This is a genomic window from Bradyrhizobium sp. CSA207 (genome assembly GCF_029051685.1).
GTDB lineage: Bacteria > Pseudomonadota > Alphaproteobacteria > Rhizobiales > Xanthobacteraceae > Bradyrhizobium.
Genome location: NZ_JAACFT010000016.1, coordinates 13026 through 28143, shown reverse-complemented (window position 1 = coordinate 28143; position 15118 = coordinate 13026). Strand labels below are relative to the sequence as shown.

Genomic DNA, 15118 nt, shown 5'->3' with positions numbered 1-15118 from the left:
CAAATATGTATCGGGTACAAATCCTACCGGCGGAATTGTCGCGGATTTAACGAAGCACCCGCGCTTGCCGTTTAACCGTTTGTGCAGCGACGGCCGGGCATAGTCTGGGAGCAAATCTCCTCGTTCTTGCCAGGTTCATCCATCGTGACATCCTTTGGACGCGTGATTTCGGTTCGCGGATCGCTCGCCCGGGTCGGGCTTTTGGCGGAAAGCCAAATGCCGATCTCGGAGGTGCGGGCGACCGTAGGCCGTTTCGTCAGCATCCGCTGCGCCAGTTCGGTCATCGTCGCCATGATCACCGAGGTGTCCTGTGAGAATCTTTCGAGCGCCGACAACTACATCGCCATCGCGTCTGTCGATCTGCTCGGCGAAATCCTCAATGCGTCGGACAAGGCCAAATTCCAGCGTGGCGTCACCAATTATCCGACCATCGGAGATTCGGTCGACCTGATCACGAGCCAGGAGCTGCGCACGATCTATGCGCCGACCGGATCGGACCAGATCAATGTCGGCTTCCTGCAGCAGGACCGCTCCGTTATCGCCTATGTCGACGTCGAGGAAATGCTGTCCAAGCATTTCGCGGTGCTGGGATCGACCGGCGTCGGCAAATCGACCGGCGTCTCGTTGCTGCTCAATGAGATCCTCAAGGCACGCCCGAACCTGCGCATCTTCCTGCTCGACGTGCACAACGAATATGGCCGCTGCTTCGGCGACCGCGCGCTGGTGCTGAACCCGCGAAACCTCAAGCTGCCGTTCTGGCTGTTCAACTTTGAGGAAATCGTCGACGTGCTGTTCGCCGGCCGCGCCGGCGTGCCCGAGGAGCTCGACGTGCTCGCCGAGGTCATCCCGATCGCCAAGGGCGTCTACACGCAGTACCAGAACGCCGACCGCATCGGCTTGAAGCGCATCGATCCCAAGCAGATCGGGTTCACCATCGACACGCCGGTGCCGTACCGCCTCGTCGACCTGATCTCGCTGATCGACGAGCGCATGGGCAAGCTGGAAAACCGCTCGTCGCGCATCATCTATCACAAACTGATCTCCCGCATCGAGGCAGTCCGCAACGACCCCCGCTACGCTTTCATGTTCGATAACGCCAATGTCGGCGGCGACACCATGGCCGAAGTGATCAGCCATCTGTTCCGTCTGCCCGCCAACGGCAAGCCGATGACGGTGATGCAGCTCGCCGGCTTCCCGGCCGAAGTCATCGATTCCGTCGTCTCGGTGCTCTGCCGTATGGCCTTCGACTTCGGCCTGTGGAGCGACGGCGTCTCGCCGATGCTGTTCGTCTGCGAGGAGGCCCACCGCTACGCCTCCGCCGACCGCAATGTCGGCTTCGGGCCGACCCGCAAGGCGGTGTCGCGCATCGCCAAGGAAGGCCGTAAATACGGCGTCTATCTCGGCCTCATCACCCAGCGTCCGGCCGAGCTCGACGCCACCATCATCTCCCAATGCAACACGCTGTTCACGATGCGTCTTGCCAACGAACGCGACCAGGCGCTGCTGCGCGCCGCGGTGTCGGATGCGGCCGCGAATTTGCTGTCCTTCGTGCCCTCGCTCGGCACCCGCGAGGTGCTGGCGTTCGGCGAAGGCGTCGCGCTGCCGACGCGGCTGCGCTTCAAGGAGGTGCCGCCGCACCAATTGCCGCGCGGCGAAGCCACAATCAGCAGCGTTCCGTCCGTGACCGCTGGTCACGACATGCATTTCGTCGGTGCCGTGCTCGAACGCTGGCGCGGCGCCACCTCGCAGCGCGACGTGCCGAACGATCCGGTGTTCTCGGCGCCGCCGGCGAAGACGCTGGCGAGCGCCGAAGCGCCGATGCTGCAGCCCTCGATGGGGCTCGATCCGGACCGCTTCTCGCTGCTGAAGAAGCCGCTGCGGTAAGGGCGCGCGAGTCCCCCCAACCTCGTCATTGCGAGCAGCGAAGCAATCCAGAATCCCTCCGCGGGGACGCTGGATTGCTTCGCTGCGCTCGCAATGACGGGGCAAGGGCCACGGTGCCGTTTCTTCAATTTGGCCTTGTAGCGGGCACATTGAGGCGGCCACCCGCATGGATTATGCTTGCCGCCTCAGTACGAGAAAGCATGTCCATGACAAAGCCCACCACGCAACGCTTCCCCGCCCCCGCTCTCGACACGCTGCCGGAGGACATCCGCACGCGGCTCCTCGCCGTGCAGGAGAAGAGCGGCTTCGTGCCGAACGTGTTCTTGACGCTGGCCTACCGTCCCGACGAATTCCGCGCATTCTTTGCCTATCACGACGCGCTGATGGAGAAGGACGGCGGCCTCACCAAGGCCGAGCGCGAGATGATCGTGGTGGCGACCTCGGCCGCCAATCAATGCCAGTATTGCGTGATCGCGCACGGTGCGATCCTGCGCATCCGCGCCAAGAACCCGCTGATCGCCGACCAGGTTGCGGTGAACTACCGCAAGGCCGACATCACGCCGCGGCAGAAGGCGATGCTCGACTTCGCGATGAAGATCTCGGCGGATGCACAGCGGATCTCGGAGGAGGATTTCGCCGCGCTTGGGCCGCACGGCTTCAGCGACGACGACATTTGGGACATCGCCGCAATCTCCGCCTTCTTCGCGCTGTCGAACCGGCTGGCGAATTTCACCGGCATGCGCCCGAACGACGAATTCTATCTGATGGGACGCCTGCCGAAGAAATGACCGACCGTCTCCAGCGCGGTAAAGGCGTCGCCGGCAACGCCGGGGGACGGGTTCCCGTTTGACGGGAACTCTAGGTTTTCGCAATCGCACACGTTTTATTAAGAAACTCACCCTCAACTAGCACAAACGTTTCGGCACAACTTGCGTAGTTTCCGTCACCGGAGACGCGGATTAGTCGTGCCTGCAGAGGGGCCGTCTCATGAACGTGCGGGCATTTGTTACCGCGACCTGCGTTGGCGCAACGTTCTTCGCGGCCGGATACGCATGGAACTATCAGCCCGACGTCATCAACGCCAACGAAATATGGAGCATGTTGGAATCGGAACATGGCAAGGCGCGGGCCGCCGTCTCACGTGTTCTCATTGCGCCGAATTCAGCTCACTTCAACGGCCTACGAACGGTCGAAGCAGACCAAGCAAGATACGTGTGCGGCTCCGTGAAGGCGATGGATAAAGAGAGGCAGTATGTCGAGACCGCCTTCGTTTACACTGTCGCGATCGATTTTGCCCGTATCGACGACGACGGTCGGATCACGTCGCAGCGCTCTGCATACAAGCCCTGCCCCACCGCGGCCGACGATAGAATTGCCGACCAGAAGACGCTGATATCGCCAGGCGCGCTGTCGATGGTCAAGACCGTCGAAAAAATCATCCCCAAGTCCAGCGGCGGGACAATGGAACAACAGCTTGGCCAGCTGGCCGGACAGACAGCAGCAGTCACGCCAGGTTCGGCAGCCGCGCCGAAATCGGCCGGCTCATCAGCTTCGGCAGGGGCAGGATGGGCGCCAGCAGCGCAGCATTCACGTTCGGGCGCGGAGGCATTCCAGGGAGACGAACTGAATTGGCGTGTCGACCAGCCGCCGGCCGCATGGCCAACGTTCCCTTCCGGCCACGCGCTGGCGAAATCAACGCAGAAGTGGACGAGCGCCGAGGCCCTGGCTTTCGCGAGAGATATCGAGGCTCGCTGGGAGGAAGCGAAATCAACCGGCGCTCCGACCAAGCGTCCTTCGCCCGAGGAGATCAAGGAAGCATGCCGCGCGCTGCTTGCGATTGATCCCACGGACAGGGAATATCCGCGGGCCTGGGCCGCCTTCGTGCGCTTACGGAAAATCGATCGCGACGCGGCTGCTTGAAGCGGACGCGCAATCGATCCGTGGCGCCGGAACGGCCAATATCCCGACGAGGACGATGGACGCGAGGCGCTGAGTGTCGCTCAGGTCTTCCGCCACTGGCTCCAGAAACTGCCGAGACCGACGATGGCGGTGACGAGCAGAACGGCGACGAAGGTCTGGATGATCGTGAAGTTCAGGGCATCGCGCGCAACGAACAGCGCGGTAATGGCGCCGGCAACGATAAAGACAATGCGAAAGACGGCGCTCATGGTAAGGTCTCCGGGGCCCGCACGACTTGGAGCCCACCTGAGCAATCTGTCTGGCATTTCGACGACAGGCGCACGCTGGTTCAGCAATCATGCCGGCAGACCTTAGCGGTCCGCACCGGAGAGAATTTGCGGCAGATCAAGCGTGTCCGCGCCGGCGTCGGCGCCGATGCCCACGCTACTGCCAAGAAGCGGCCCCCCGCTTATCACCCTTCCCAGGCCGGAACCCTTCTCGCACCGCAGCCCGAAGGTCCCCGCGGCAAGCACGCCCTAGTCGTCCTGCGCGGGTCCGCACCAGCCGGGCAGATAGATCGCATCCTTGCTCTTGGCAGCCGACATCGCCTTCTCCAGCGCCTTGTCGAAATTGGCGTCGACCGCTTTGCGCGGCAGCTTGCGGCGCAGATAGTCGGCCCACAGGAATTCGGAGAACGGCGTGGTGTCCTTGGCGAAGCCGCCCATGCGGCGGAGCTCGCCGGCGAGGCTGCGGAACGGATCGTCCTTGAGATCGGTGACCGATTTCGGCAGCTCGCGGAACGGCCGCCGCTCGCCCTTGGCATCGTAAGGATAGACCCAGCGCTTGTTGTCCATCACGCCCCAGAACGCCTCGCGCTCGACCATCCTGAGGTCGCCGACCACCGTCACCAGCACCTCCTTGATGCCCTCGTCGTGCAGCGCGCGGCCGAGATGATGATGGTCGATCACGTAATAGCGCTCGTCGGGGCCGTGCACGACCGGGATCATGTGGGTTCCGAGCAGCTCGGACTGCTTCTTCTTGCCATGCTCACGCCAGCGTTGGCGCTTCTCCTTGACCTCGCGCATGCCGACCGTCATCTGCGTCGGCCGGAGCGACAGGATCGGCACCGGATGCACTCTCGGCTCGCGCATATTGGTCATGGTCGAAGGGCTCCTCAAATGATTGCGACAGGCGGTCCCGATTTCGCTGATTATGGCATGAGCGCTGCGACCGCAAAATCCGAGCGGCCCGCGGATGTTCGCCGGCGGGACGCGCATATTCCGCGGCGACTGTTGTTGCAACGCAACCCGCCGATGACACCAGGACGCGACCCATTCCGCGATCCGTCGCCGCGTCACCTGCAAGATCAAGATAGTGTGAAACCGCAATGCACGTGCGCGTTGAGAAGATTTTCTGCAACGCCTGTGTGACGTGTGCTATCTAAAAATCGCTGCTTCGGAGTGATCCCCGCGCCATGAAGACCCAGCGGCCCATAACCTCGGACGAGGAGCACCGGGTGCTCCAGTTCAGGCCGCGCACGGCATCCCCTACGCCAATCCGGCGGAGCGGCGGAACGGTGCAGCCGCTGCACGCGACACCCGAGCCGCTCGACCTGTCGCGCTACGAGCAGCCCCGCGCGGAGCGGGACGATTTCCGTCGCCGCATGCTCGCCAACATCGCCGCGCTCGCCTTCACCATCGCGCTGACTGCGATCGGGATCTGGCTCGCAGTCAGCATCGCCGACTTGCGCCGGACCCAGGATTGCGTGTTGATGGGCCGGCGCGACTGCGTCAAGATCACGACGCCGCATATCTAGGCATACCCCCGCCCCGACGACTCGCTTCGCAGCCCCGATAACAGGCATCCCCAGGCTACCTCCAGCCGCGCCAGGCTCCATTGAACTCGGGGCGGCGCTCCGATATACGGGCTTTCGACCCGGCCAGAGGGGGATTTGAGGGCGTCACTCGGGGCGCGATGCCCACCCACCGTTCCGCTCTGGAACATCTGCAAATATATACAATATATCAAAGGCTTAGTGATGTCCTCCACATTCGATCAGGTCGCTACGATCATCGCTGAAACCTGCGACATCCCTCGCGACACGATCACGCCGGATAGCCACGCCATCGATGACCTCGGCATCGACAGCCTCGATTTCCTGGACATCGCGTTCGCGATCGACAAGCAGTTCGGCATCAAGCTGCCGCTGGAAAAATGGACCCAGGAGGTCAACGACGGCAAGGCGACCACCGAGCAGTATTTCGTGCTGAAGAATCTTTGCGCTCGCATCGACGAACTGGTTGCGGCCAAGGGCGCGAGCGCCTAAGCGCGCGGTCATGCAACTCGAATACTTTCACATGATCGATCGCATCGTCGACCTCAACGTCGACGAGAAGAAGATCGCTGTCGAAGCGCAGGTCCCGAAGGAGAGCACCGTCTTCGAAGGGCACTTCCCGGGTTATCCGCTGATGCCCGGCGTGCTCCTGATCGAATCGATGGCGCAGGCTTCGGGCTGGCTCTTGCTTGGCGTGCTGAAGTTCGAGCGCATGCCGATCCTCGCGGCCGTGAAGGAAGCCAAGGTGCGCGGCTCGGTCCTCCCCGGCGAGCTCATGAGCATCGAGGCGAGTCTCGTCCACGAGGGCTCGGGCTACGCCATGACCGAAGCCAAGATCAGGGTCGGCGGCAAGCTGCGCGCGAATTCGACGCTCACCTTCACACTGATCCCCTTCCCCAACGCGGATATGCGCTCCCACATGGACGCGATCGCCAAGCGCGTCGGCTTTCCGCAGCAGACTGTGTCGCCATGACCGAGACCCCCGTTTCGAAGCCCGGCCAGACCGAAGTCTGGATCACCGGCATTGGGCTTGCCACCTCCCTCGGTGAAGGGCTGGACGCCAACTGGGCCGCGCTCCAAGACAAGCGCATCAATGTCGACGAGAACGGCTTTGCGCCCTACGTCGTGCATCCGCTGATGCCGGTCAGCTTCGACAGCCAGATCCCGAAGAAGGGTGACCAGCGGCAGATGGAGGCCTGGCAGCGCATCGGCACCTATGCCGCGGGGCTGGCGCTGGATTCCGCAGGGATCAAGGGCAACAAGGACATTCTGTCGAAGATCGACATGGTGGTCGCCGCCGGCGGCGGCGAGCGCGATCTCAATGTCGATACCGGCGTGCTCACGGCCGAGGCCAAGGGCGCCAATGCGCCCGGCTTCCTCAACGAGCGGCTGATGAGTGATCTGCGGCCGACGCTATTTTTGGCCCAGCTCTCCAACCTGCTTGCCGGCAACATCGCCATCGTGCACGGCTTAGGCGGCACCTCGCGCACCTTCATGGGCGAAGAGGTCGCGGGCGCCGATGCCGCGCGCATCGCGCTGGCGCGGATCGCCTCGGGCGAGAGTGACATTGCGCTGGTCGGCGGCTCGCATAATGGCGAGCGCAAGGACTTGCTGGTCCTCTACGAATTCGGCGACTTCAATCTGAAGGACAAGTTCGCGCCTGTCTGGGCGCGCAAGGACCACGCCGGCTTCGCGCTCGGCTCGGCCGGCGCGTTCCTGGTGCTGGAATCCAGGACTCACGCCGAAGCGCGCGGCGCAAAACCATTCGCCAAGCTCGCGAGCGTCGTCGCCGATCTCGCCCGGCGCAAGCAACCCGGCGACATGGCTGCAACGCTCGAGAAGCTGTGGGCGCAACTGCCCAAGCGCGAGGGCAAGGGCGCGATCATCACGGGTGCAACCGGCGCAGAGCCGGCCACTTCCGAAGAACGCGGATTTCTGAAGCGCCATACCGACTTTCCGGTGCGCTCGACCGGTACGATGTTCGGCCACACCATGGAGACACAATTCCCGCTGGGGTTGGCGCTCGCCGCGCTGTCGATCTCGCGCGGCGCGCTGTTTCCGCCGAACGATTCGACCGGGACCGAGATTGAAATGCAGGGCGCCCCCACCCAGATCGTGGTGGTGGGAGCCGGACACTGGCGCGGCGAAGGCATGGCGCTGGTCGAAGCGGCCAGCTAACGCAAGCGGGGATACATGACTGCACCACGCGACAAACTCGGACGTCCCGTCGTCGTCGTCACCGGCATGGGCATCATGACCTCGCTCGGCGCCGGCAAGGCCGACAATTGGTCGAAGCTCGTCGCCGGCGAATCCGGCATCCGCACCATCACGCGCTTTCCGGTCGACGGGCTGAGGACCACCATGGCCGGCACCGTCGATTTCGTCAGTGTCGATCCGTTCTCCTCCACCGCCCTGTCCGAGCGGATGGCCGAGCTGGTCACGCAGGAAGCGCTCGACCAGGCCGGCATCGGCGCCAAGGGCGATTTCCCGGGCCCACTGTTCCTGGCAGTTGCGCCGGTCGAGGTCGAATGGCCGCAGCGCCGCGAACTCGGGCGCGTCGTCGGCAAGCTCGACTTCAACTACGACGATCTCCTGCGCATTTCCGGCGGCGGCAAGTTCACGGCCTATCATCACCGCTTCATGTTCGGCTCGGTGGCCGCCCACCTCGCCGAAGCCTTCGGCACCAAAGGCTCGCCGATCTCGCTATCGACCGCCTGCGCCTCGGGCGCGACCTCGATCCAGCTCGGCGTCGAGGCGATCCGCCGCGGCGAGACTGATGCCGCGCTGTGCGTGGCAACCGACGGCACGGTGAACCCTGAAGCGCTGGTGCGTTTCTCGCTGCTCTCGGCGCTGTCGACCCAGAACGAGCCGCCGCAAGCCGCTTCCCGCCCCTTCTCCAAGAACCGCGACGGTTTTGTCATGGCCGAAGGCGCCGGCGCCCTCGTGCTCGAAAGCTACGAAGCCGCAACCGCGCGCGGCGCAAAGATCCTCGGCGTGATCGCCGGCTGCGGCGAGCTCACCGATTCCTTCCATCGCACCCGCTCCTCGCCCGACGGCAAGCCGATCATCGGCTGCATGAAGAAGACGCTGGCCGATGCCGGCATGGAGCCGGGCCAGATCGACCATATCAACGCGCACGGCACCGCGACGCCCGAAAACGACAAGATGGAATTCAACACGACATCGGCCGTGTTCGGTGAGCTCGTGCAGAAGATTCCGGTGACCTCGAACAAGTCGATGGTCGGCCACACCATCTCGGCCGCCGGCGCGGTGGAGGCGATCTTCTCGCTGCTCACCCTGGAGCATCAGCGCATTCCGCCCACGATCAACTACGAGACTCCGGATCCCACGATCCTGTTCGACGTCGTCGCCAACACGGCGCGCGATGCCCGCGTCACCGCGGTCATGTCGAACTCGTTCGGCTTCGGCGGCCAGAACGCCTCGCTGATCCTGACCCGCGAACCGGCCTGACCGGTCGCATGGCGCTGTTACCTGCGAGCATCAAGGCCCGCGCGCGGGAGGCTGCCAAATCAATCGGCGGAAGTCTGGTCGGGGCTGCCACCGTCGGCATGCTGCGCACGACGCGCTATTTCGATCCGGCCAAGACCTCGGATTTCTTCTCGCGCGTCACGAAACTGATCGGCCCGCGCTTGCGTGAGCACCGGATCGGCCGCGCCAACCTCAGCGCCGCGTTTCCGGAAAAGTCACCGGAGGAGATCGAAACCATCCTGATGGGCGTCTGGGACAATCTCGGCCGCGTCGGCGCCGAGTTCGCCCACATGGACCACGTCTGGGATTACGATCGCGATCATCCGGAGACGAGCCGGATCGAATTGCCGGCGCGCAGCGTCGAATTGTTCGATCAGATCAAGGACGACGGCAAGCCGGCGCTGATCTTCGCCGCGCATCTGGCCAATTGGGAATTGCCGGCGCTCGCCGCCGTGGCGCATGGGCTGGACGCCGCGATCCTCTATCGTCGGCCGAACATCGCATCCGCCGACCGCATCATCCAGGAGATGCGCCAGGTCAAAATGGGCACGCTGATCCCGGCGGGGCGCGACGCGCCGCTACGGCTCGCGCAGGCGCTCAAGGACGGCAAGCACGTCGCCATGCTGATCGACCAGTATCTGACCGGCGGCGTCGAGGTCACCTTCTTCGGCCGCAAGACCCGCGCCAATCCGATGCTGGCGCGCCTCTTGCGCCAGGTCGAATGCCCCATCCACGGAGTCCGCATCATTCGCCTGCCCGGCGGCCGCTTCCGCGGCGAGCTGACCGAGGAGGTCAAGCCGGTACGCGATGCCGACGGCAAGATCGACATCCAGGGCACGACCCAGGCGATCACGAACGTGGTGGAAGGCTGGGTTCGCGAGCATCCCGAGCAGTGGCTGTGGCTGCATCGGAGATGGCGGTAATTTGCCCTGTCATTGCGAGCGACGCGAAGCAATCCAGGCTGCATCCGCGGAGAGATTCTGGATTGCTTCGCTTCGCTCGCAATGACGCAACGTAGTTTGTCACCTTCCCGTCTTCACCCTGGTCCAAAGCCTGTTGATGACGCGCTGCGTCGCCGGCTCACGCGCCGTGATGACGAACAGCTTTGAGAGCGTCGCCTCGTCCGGATAGATGTTCTTGTCGTTCAGAATCTTCGGATCGACCAGCTTCTGGCTGGCGAGATTGCCGTTGGCGTAGGACAAAAAATCCGAGTTCTTGGCGGCGACATCGGGGCGGTAGAGATAGTTGATCAGCTCGTAGGCTTCCTTGACGTTCCTGGCGTCCGCCGGGATCGCGAGATTGTCGAAGAACATCTGCGCGCCCTCCTTAGGGATCGCGTAGCCGATCTCGATGCCGCCTTTGGCTTCCGCCGCGCGGGCGCGGGCCTGCATGATGTCGCCGGACCAGCCGACCACGAGGCAGATCTCGCCGGTGGCAAGCGCGCTGAGATATTCGGACGAGTGAAACTTGCGCACGTAGGGGCGGACCTTGGCCACGACGTCAGTGGCTTTCTCCAGGTCGGCCTGCTTGGTCGAGTTCGGATCGAGCCCGAGATAGTTCAGCGCCGCCGGAAATATATCGTCGGCGGAATCGAGCATGTGGACGCCGCAGTCTTTGAACTTGGCCAGGTTCTCCGGCTTGAAGACGATGTCCCAGCTGTCGATCTTGGCGTCCGGCCCGAGGATCTGCTTCACCTTGGCGACGTTGTAGCCGATGCCGGTCGTGCCCCACATGTAGTTCGCGGCAAACTCATTGCCGGGATCGTAGGTTGCGAGATTCTTGGTCACCATCGGCCAGGCGTTGGCCAGATTCGGCAGCTTCGACTTGTCGAGCTTCTGGAAGATGTTGGCCTTGATCTGGCGCTGGAGAAAATAGGCGGTCGGCACCACGACGTCGTAGCCGGACTTGCCGGCCATCAGGCGCGTCTCCAGCGTCTCGTTGGCGTCGAAGGTGTCGTAGACCACCTTGATGCCGGTCTCCTTGGTGAAGGCCTCAAGGACGTCCGGCGCCATGTAATTGGACCAGTTGTAGAAGTTGACGACGCGCCCGTCGGCGGCGGCCCCTTGCGAGAGCAGCGTCAGCGCCGCGGCGGTCGCAAGACCAAGGAAAACGCCGAGACGGCTGACCTTCTTCATCATCTACCCCTTGCGCCGGCGCACGGCGTCCGACAGCCGCTCCAATGCGGTGTCGAGCGTCTCGTCCTTCTTGGCAAAGCAGAAGCGGACCACCGAGGTCACCGGATCCTGCTCGTAGAAGGCCGAGACCGGGATTGCCGCCACCTTGTAGTCCTTCACGATCCGCCAGCAGAATTCGGCATCGCTCTCGTTGAGCCCGAGCGGCGACAGGTCGACGGTCAGGAAGTAGGTGCCCTGCGACTTCAACACGGGGAAGCCGAGGCTCTCGAGGCCCTTGGTCAGACGATCCCTGCTCCGGGTCAGGTCCTTGCGCATTGACAGGAAATACTCGTCCGGCTTGCCGAGGCCGTAGGCGACGGCGGCCTGCAGGTTCGGCGCGGTCGTGAAGGTCAGGAACTGGTGCACCTTGGCGGCGACGCGCAACAGCTGTGGCGCGGCGCAGACGAAGCCGATCTTCCAGCCCGTCAGCGAGAAGATCTTGCCGGCCGAGCCGACCTTGATGGTGCGCTCGCGCATGCCGGGGATGGTGATCAGCGGGATGTGCTTGTGCTCGTCGAAGGTGACGTGCTCCCAGACCTCGTCGCAGATCGCGATGACGTCGAACTCCTGGCAGTAGCGCGCCAGGAGATCGAGGTCCTCGCGCGGATAGACCACCGCGGATGGGTTCAAGGGATTGTTGAAGAGCACCGCCTTGGTCTTTGAATTGAAGACGCTTTTCAGCATGTCCTCATTCAGCCGCCAGCCCGGCGGCTCGAGCCGCACGAGACGCGGAATGCCGCCAGCCTGGCGGATGATCGGCAGGTAGGAATCATAGACCGGCTGAAAGCAGACCACCTCGTCGCCGGGCTGGACCACCGCCAGGATGGCCGAGGTCAGGGCCTCGGTGCCGCCCGAGGTCACCATCACCTCGCTCATCGGGTCGAGCTTGAGGCCATGCCAGTGGCCGTAATGGGTCGCGATCGCCTGGCGCAGCTCCGGCAGGCCCATCATCGACGGATATTGGTTGTAGCCGTTGAGCGAGGCGTCGGCCGCGGCGCGGCGGATGTCCTCGGGACCGGGATCGTCGGGAAAGCCCTGGCCGAGATTGATGGCGGCGTTGTCGCGCGCGGCCTGCGACATCGCCTCGAAGATGGTGACGGGAAGGTCGGCGAAGACCTTGTTCAGGGAGGAGCTCTTGTTCAGGGAAGGATTGTCGGACATCGGCCGGGTCAGCCGCCGACCTTGCTGGGAAGACCCGCCGCCTTCCAACCCAGCATGCCGCCGGCGAGATGCTTGTCGTAGGGAAGGCCAGCCGCCTGCGCTGCGAGCGAGGCCGTCACCGAGCGCTTGCCGGATCGGCAGGCGAACACGACTTCCTTGCCTTGCGGATCGGGGATCGCCTTTGGGTCGAAGGTCGAGAGCGGAACCACGACACCGTAGGGATAGGCCTCGGCTTCGACCTCGTTCGGCTCGCGAACGTCGACCAGCAGATAGCGCCCTTCCGCGACACCCTTGGAGACCTCGTCCGGGGTCAGATCCTGTACCTGGTTTGCCACATCATCCTCCAACATTCGAGCTCGCGCCGGGACGATGCCGGCCGGCGGCAACCTCGCCTCTCGGCTCACGAAAATCAAGCGCTACAAAGGCTTGAGCGATACGCTGCAAGTTAAAGCTAAATCGCAGCGACTTGAAGTGCGCTTTCAGGCCCATGCCTGGAGAGCCTGCGTCACCTCTCAGGCTCGGCTGGGAGGTCGCTCATCAAATTCGGTGTCATTCCCCGCGAAGGCGGGGAATCCAGTACGCCGTGGCCTCACTATATCCCCCGCACTGTCTCTGGAATACTGGATCGCCCGCCTGCGCGGGCGATGACAGCGGACGGTATGGAAGCGGGGCGGCCGCCTCGATCGTCAGCTTAGATCGTCACCTGCGTGCCGACTTCAACCACGCGGCCGCTGGGGATCTGGAAATAGTCGGTGGCATCGTTCGCCGAGCGGCTGAGCGAGATGAACAGCCGGTCCTGCCAGCGCGGCATGCCGGAATGGACCGCGGGCTTGAGCGCCCGGCGCGACAGGAAGAACGACGTCGACATGATGTCGAATTGCCAGCCGAGCTTGCGGGCGATCGCCAGCGCCTTCGGCACGTTGGGCGATTCCATGAAGCCGAACTTGAGCGTCACCTTGGAGAAGGTCGGGCTGATCTGCTCCAGCTTGACGCGCTCGGCCGGATCGATCCGCGGCGTATGCGCGGTCTCGATGGTGAGAATGACGTTCTTCTCGTGCAGCACTTTGTAGTGTTTCAGACTGTGCATCAGCGCGGTCGGCGCGCTGAGGGGATCGCTGGTCAGGAACACGGCGGTACCCGGCACCCGGGTTGGCGGGCGCTTCTCCAGCATTGCCACGAGATCAGCGAGCGGGAACTCGAGCTTGCGCGACTTCTCGAACAGCAGCCGGCTGCCACGCCGCCACGTGTACATCAGGAGGATCATAACAGCGCCGAGCGCGAGCGGCACCCAGCCGCCCTCGAAGACCTTGAGCAGGTTTGCCGCCAGGAAGGTCAGGTCGAGGAACAGGAAGGGCGCAATCAGCGCGGCGGCAGCAAACGCAGACCACCGCCATACTTTCCAGATCACGACAAAACCCATCATGGCCGTAACCACCATGGTTCCGGTGACCGAGATGCCATAGGCCGAGGCCAGCGCGCTGGACGAGCGGAACATCAGCACGAGCAATAACACGAACACCAGGAGCAGCGTATTGACGCGCGGGATGAAGATCTGCCCCGAATGGGCTTCAGAGGTATGGCGAATTTCAAAGCGCGGCAAAAGTCCAAGCTGGATTGCCTGGCGCGTCAGTGAATAGGCGCCGGTGATAACGGCCTGGCTCGCGATGACGGTGGCGGCGGTGGCGAGAAGCACCATCGCGCCGCGGATCCACCCTTGAGGGTACAACTGAAAGAAGGGACTCTCGATCGCCTTGGGGTCGGCAATCACAAGCGCGGCCTGTCCGATGTAGTTAAGCGCCAGCGCCGGGAGCACGATGAACAGCCAGGCGGTCTGGATCGGCCGCTTGCCGAAATGGCCGAGATCGGCATAGAGCGCTTCCGCGCCAGTCACGGCCAGAAACACCGCGCCGAGCGTGACGAAGCCAATGATGCCATGATGGAGCATGAAGGACACGGCATAAAGCGGGTTCAGTGCGAGCAGCACCTGCGGCTGGTTCAGGATCGGACCGATCGCCGCCACTGCAATGGCCGCGAACCAGATGCATGTGATTGGGCCGAAAAGGGCCGCAACACGCGCCGTGCCGCGCGATTGTGCGGCAAACAGCACAAGCAGGATCAGAACTGTCAGCGGGACGATATAGGGCTCGAAACTCTCGGTGAGGTCCTTGGTCCCTTCCACTGCCGACAGCACCGACAGCGCTGGCGTGATCACCGCGTCACCGTAGAACAGCGCACCCGAGATGATACCGAGAAGGACAATCGCGCCCCCCTTCTTTCCGACCGCGCGCTGGGCAAGCGCCATGAGGGCTAGCGTGCCGCCCTCGCCATTGTTGTCGGCACGAAGCAGAATCACGACGTATTTGAGCGTCACCACGATGATGAGCGCCCATAGGATCAGCGAGAGCACGCCCAGCACGGCGGCCGTCGTCGGCACACCGCCTGCGCCCGAGGCAGCGACCACCGCCTCGCGAAAAGCGTAAAGCGGGCTGGTCCCGATGTCGCCGTAGACGACACCGATGCTGCCAAGCGTCAGTGCGCCGAAACCGGCCGTGGTGTGGGCTTCGCCATGCCCATTGGCAGCCGCCGTTTCCGGGGCGGGAGCAGCTACTTCACTCGTCATGGGAGAGACTGATGGCCTCTAAAAAAAAGCTTCACTGCACGGCAGCAGAGCGCGCGG

General features: G+C 63.6%; 15 protein-coding genes. 9 read left to right on the top strand and 6 right to left on the bottom strand.

Features of this window, described 5'->3' with window-relative positions; genetic code table 11:
• The first annotated feature begins 144 nt into the window (after nt 1-144).
• The 3 genes from GWG65_RS19180 to GWG65_RS19170 all read left to right on the top strand — a co-directional run bounded on the left by GWG65_RS19180 (nt 145) and on the right by GWG65_RS19170 (nt 3804).
• Nucleotides 145-1884 (top strand): DUF87 domain-containing protein, encoded by a 1740-nt coding sequence (locus GWG65_RS19180; RefSeq protein ID WP_275197096.1) that lies wholly within the window; start codon nt 145-147, stop codon nt 1882-1884.
• 206 nt (nt 1885-2090) lie between these two features.
• The gene (locus GWG65_RS19175; protein WP_275197238.1) at nt 2091-2672 is read left to right on the top strand and encodes a peroxidase-related enzyme; all 582 of its coding nucleotides are present in this window, start codon (nt 2091-2093) and stop codon (nt 2670-2672) included.
• Between the two features lie 199 nt (nt 2673-2871).
• A complete protein-coding gene (locus tag GWG65_RS19170; protein WP_275197095.1) occupies nt 2872-3804 on the top strand; it encodes a hypothetical protein in 933 nt (310 codons plus the stop codon).
• 80 nt (nt 3805-3884) lie between these two features.
• On the opposite strand, the gene GWG65_RS19165 is transcribed toward GWG65_RS19170, so the two are convergent.
• Both GWG65_RS19165 and GWG65_RS19160 read right to left on the bottom strand, forming a co-directional pair.
• Nucleotides 3885-4052, bottom strand: coding sequence for a hypothetical protein (locus GWG65_RS19165; protein ID WP_275197094.1), 168 nt, complete (start codon nt 4050-4052; stop codon nt 3885-3887).
• Between the two features lie 267 nt (nt 4053-4319).
• Entirely contained in the window at nt 4320-4943 is a 624-nt protein-coding gene (locus GWG65_RS19160; protein WP_275197093.1) for a ParB-like protein, read from the bottom strand.
• 314 nt (nt 4944-5257) lie between these two features.
• Between GWG65_RS19160 and GWG65_RS19155 the strand changes: the two genes are divergently transcribed.
• The 6 genes from GWG65_RS19155 (at nt 5258) to GWG65_RS19130 (ending at nt 10029) form a co-directional block, all read left to right on the top strand.
• The gene (locus GWG65_RS19155) at nt 5258-5599 is read left to right on the top strand and encodes a hypothetical protein (RefSeq protein WP_275197092.1); all 342 of its coding nucleotides are present in this window, start codon (nt 5258-5260) and stop codon (nt 5597-5599) included.
• Nucleotides 5600-5821: 222 nt separating this feature from the next.
• On the top strand, nt 5822-6109 hold the full coding sequence (locus GWG65_RS19150) for an acyl carrier protein (RefSeq protein ID WP_007592476.1): 288 nt from the start codon (nt 5822-5824) through the stop codon (nt 6107-6109).
• Nucleotides 6110-6119: 10 nt separating this feature from the next.
• The gene (locus GWG65_RS19145) at nt 6120-6590 is read left to right on the top strand and encodes a 3-hydroxyacyl-ACP dehydratase FabZ family protein (protein ID WP_275197091.1); all 471 of its coding nucleotides are present in this window, start codon (nt 6120-6122) and stop codon (nt 6588-6590) included.
• Nucleotides 6587-7795, top strand: coding sequence for a beta-ketoacyl-ACP synthase (locus GWG65_RS19140; protein WP_275197090.1), 1209 nt, complete (start codon nt 6587-6589; stop codon nt 7793-7795). Before GWG65_RS19145 ends, GWG65_RS19140 begins: the two co-directional genes overlap by 4 nt.
• Nucleotides 7796-7810: 15 nt before the next feature.
• The gene (locus tag GWG65_RS19135) at nt 7811-9088 is read left to right on the top strand and encodes a beta-ketoacyl-ACP synthase (protein WP_148743204.1); all 1278 of its coding nucleotides are present in this window, start codon (nt 7811-7813) and stop codon (nt 9086-9088) included.
• A gap of 8 nt (nt 9089-9096) precedes the next feature.
• Entirely contained in the window at nt 9097-10029 is a 933-nt protein-coding gene (locus GWG65_RS19130) for a lipid A biosynthesis lauroyl acyltransferase (protein WP_275197089.1), read from the top strand.
• A 99-nt stretch (nt 10030-10128) separates the two neighbouring features.
• Here the strand turns inward: GWG65_RS19130 and GWG65_RS19125 are convergent, their stop codons facing one another.
• The 4 genes from GWG65_RS19125 to GWG65_RS19110 form a co-directional block, all read right to left on the bottom strand.
• The gene (locus tag GWG65_RS19125; RefSeq protein ID WP_275197088.1) at nt 10129-11241 is read right to left on the bottom strand and encodes a polyamine ABC transporter substrate-binding protein; all 1113 of its coding nucleotides are present in this window, start codon (nt 11239-11241) and stop codon (nt 10129-10131) included.
• A gap of 3 nt (nt 11242-11244) precedes the next feature.
• Complete coding sequence (locus tag GWG65_RS19120; RefSeq protein WP_275197087.1) at nt 11245-12441, bottom strand: aminotransferase; 1197 nt, start codon at nt 12439-12441, stop codon at nt 11245-11247.
• Between the two features lie 8 nt (nt 12442-12449).
• Nucleotides 12450-12776 (bottom strand): rhodanese-like domain-containing protein, encoded by a 327-nt coding sequence (locus GWG65_RS19115; RefSeq protein ID WP_008139644.1) that lies wholly within the window; start codon nt 12774-12776, stop codon nt 12450-12452.
• A 356-nt stretch (nt 12777-13132) separates the two neighbouring features.
• Entirely contained in the window at nt 13133-15061 is a 1929-nt protein-coding gene (locus tag GWG65_RS19110) for a potassium transporter Kup (RefSeq protein WP_275197086.1), read from the bottom strand.
• Between the last annotated feature and the right edge of the window lie 57 nt (nt 15062-15118).

Bases quoted from the DNA above. Each gene is read 5' to 3' on its own strand.
- GWG65_RS19150 (WP_007592476.1), top strand. From the start codon at position 5,822: ATGTCCTCCACATTCGATCAGGTCGCTACGATCATCGCTGAAACCTGC.
- GWG65_RS19120 (WP_275197087.1), bottom strand. From the start codon at position 12,441: ATGTCCGACAATCCTTCCCTGAACAAGAGCTCCTCCCTGAACAAGGTC.
- GWG65_RS19165 (WP_275197094.1), bottom strand. From the start codon at position 4,052: ATGAGCGCCGTCTTTCGCATTGTCTTTATCGTTGCCGGCGCCATTACC.
- GWG65_RS19140 (WP_275197090.1), top strand. From the start codon at position 6,587: ATGACCGAGACCCCCGTTTCGAAGCCCGGCCAGACCGAAGTCTGGATC.
- GWG65_RS19135 (WP_148743204.1), top strand. From the start codon at position 7,811: ATGACTGCACCACGCGACAAACTCGGACGTCCCGTCGTCGTCGTCACC.
- GWG65_RS19155 (WP_275197092.1), top strand. From the start codon at position 5,258: ATGAAGACCCAGCGGCCCATAACCTCGGACGAGGAGCACCGGGTGCTC.
- GWG65_RS19130 (WP_275197089.1), top strand. From the start codon at position 9,097: ATGGCGCTGTTACCTGCGAGCATCAAGGCCCGCGCGCGGGAGGCTGCC.
- GWG65_RS19170 (WP_275197095.1), top strand. From the start codon at position 2,872: ATGAACGTGCGGGCATTTGTTACCGCGACCTGCGTTGGCGCAACGTTC.
- GWG65_RS19145 (WP_275197091.1), top strand. From the start codon at position 6,120: ATGCAACTCGAATACTTTCACATGATCGATCGCATCGTCGACCTCAAC.
- GWG65_RS19160 (WP_275197093.1), bottom strand. From the start codon at position 4,943: ATGACCAATATGCGCGAGCCGAGAGTGCATCCGGTGCCGATCCTGTCG.
- GWG65_RS19175 (WP_275197238.1), top strand. From the start codon at position 2,091: ATGACAAAGCCCACCACGCAACGCTTCCCCGCCCCCGCTCTCGACACG.
- GWG65_RS19110 (WP_275197086.1), bottom strand. From the start codon at position 15,061: ATGACGAGTGAAGTAGCTGCTCCCGCCCCGGAAACGGCGGCTGCCAAT.
- GWG65_RS19125 (WP_275197088.1), bottom strand. From the start codon at position 11,241: ATGAAGAAGGTCAGCCGTCTCGGCGTTTTCCTTGGTCTTGCGACCGCC.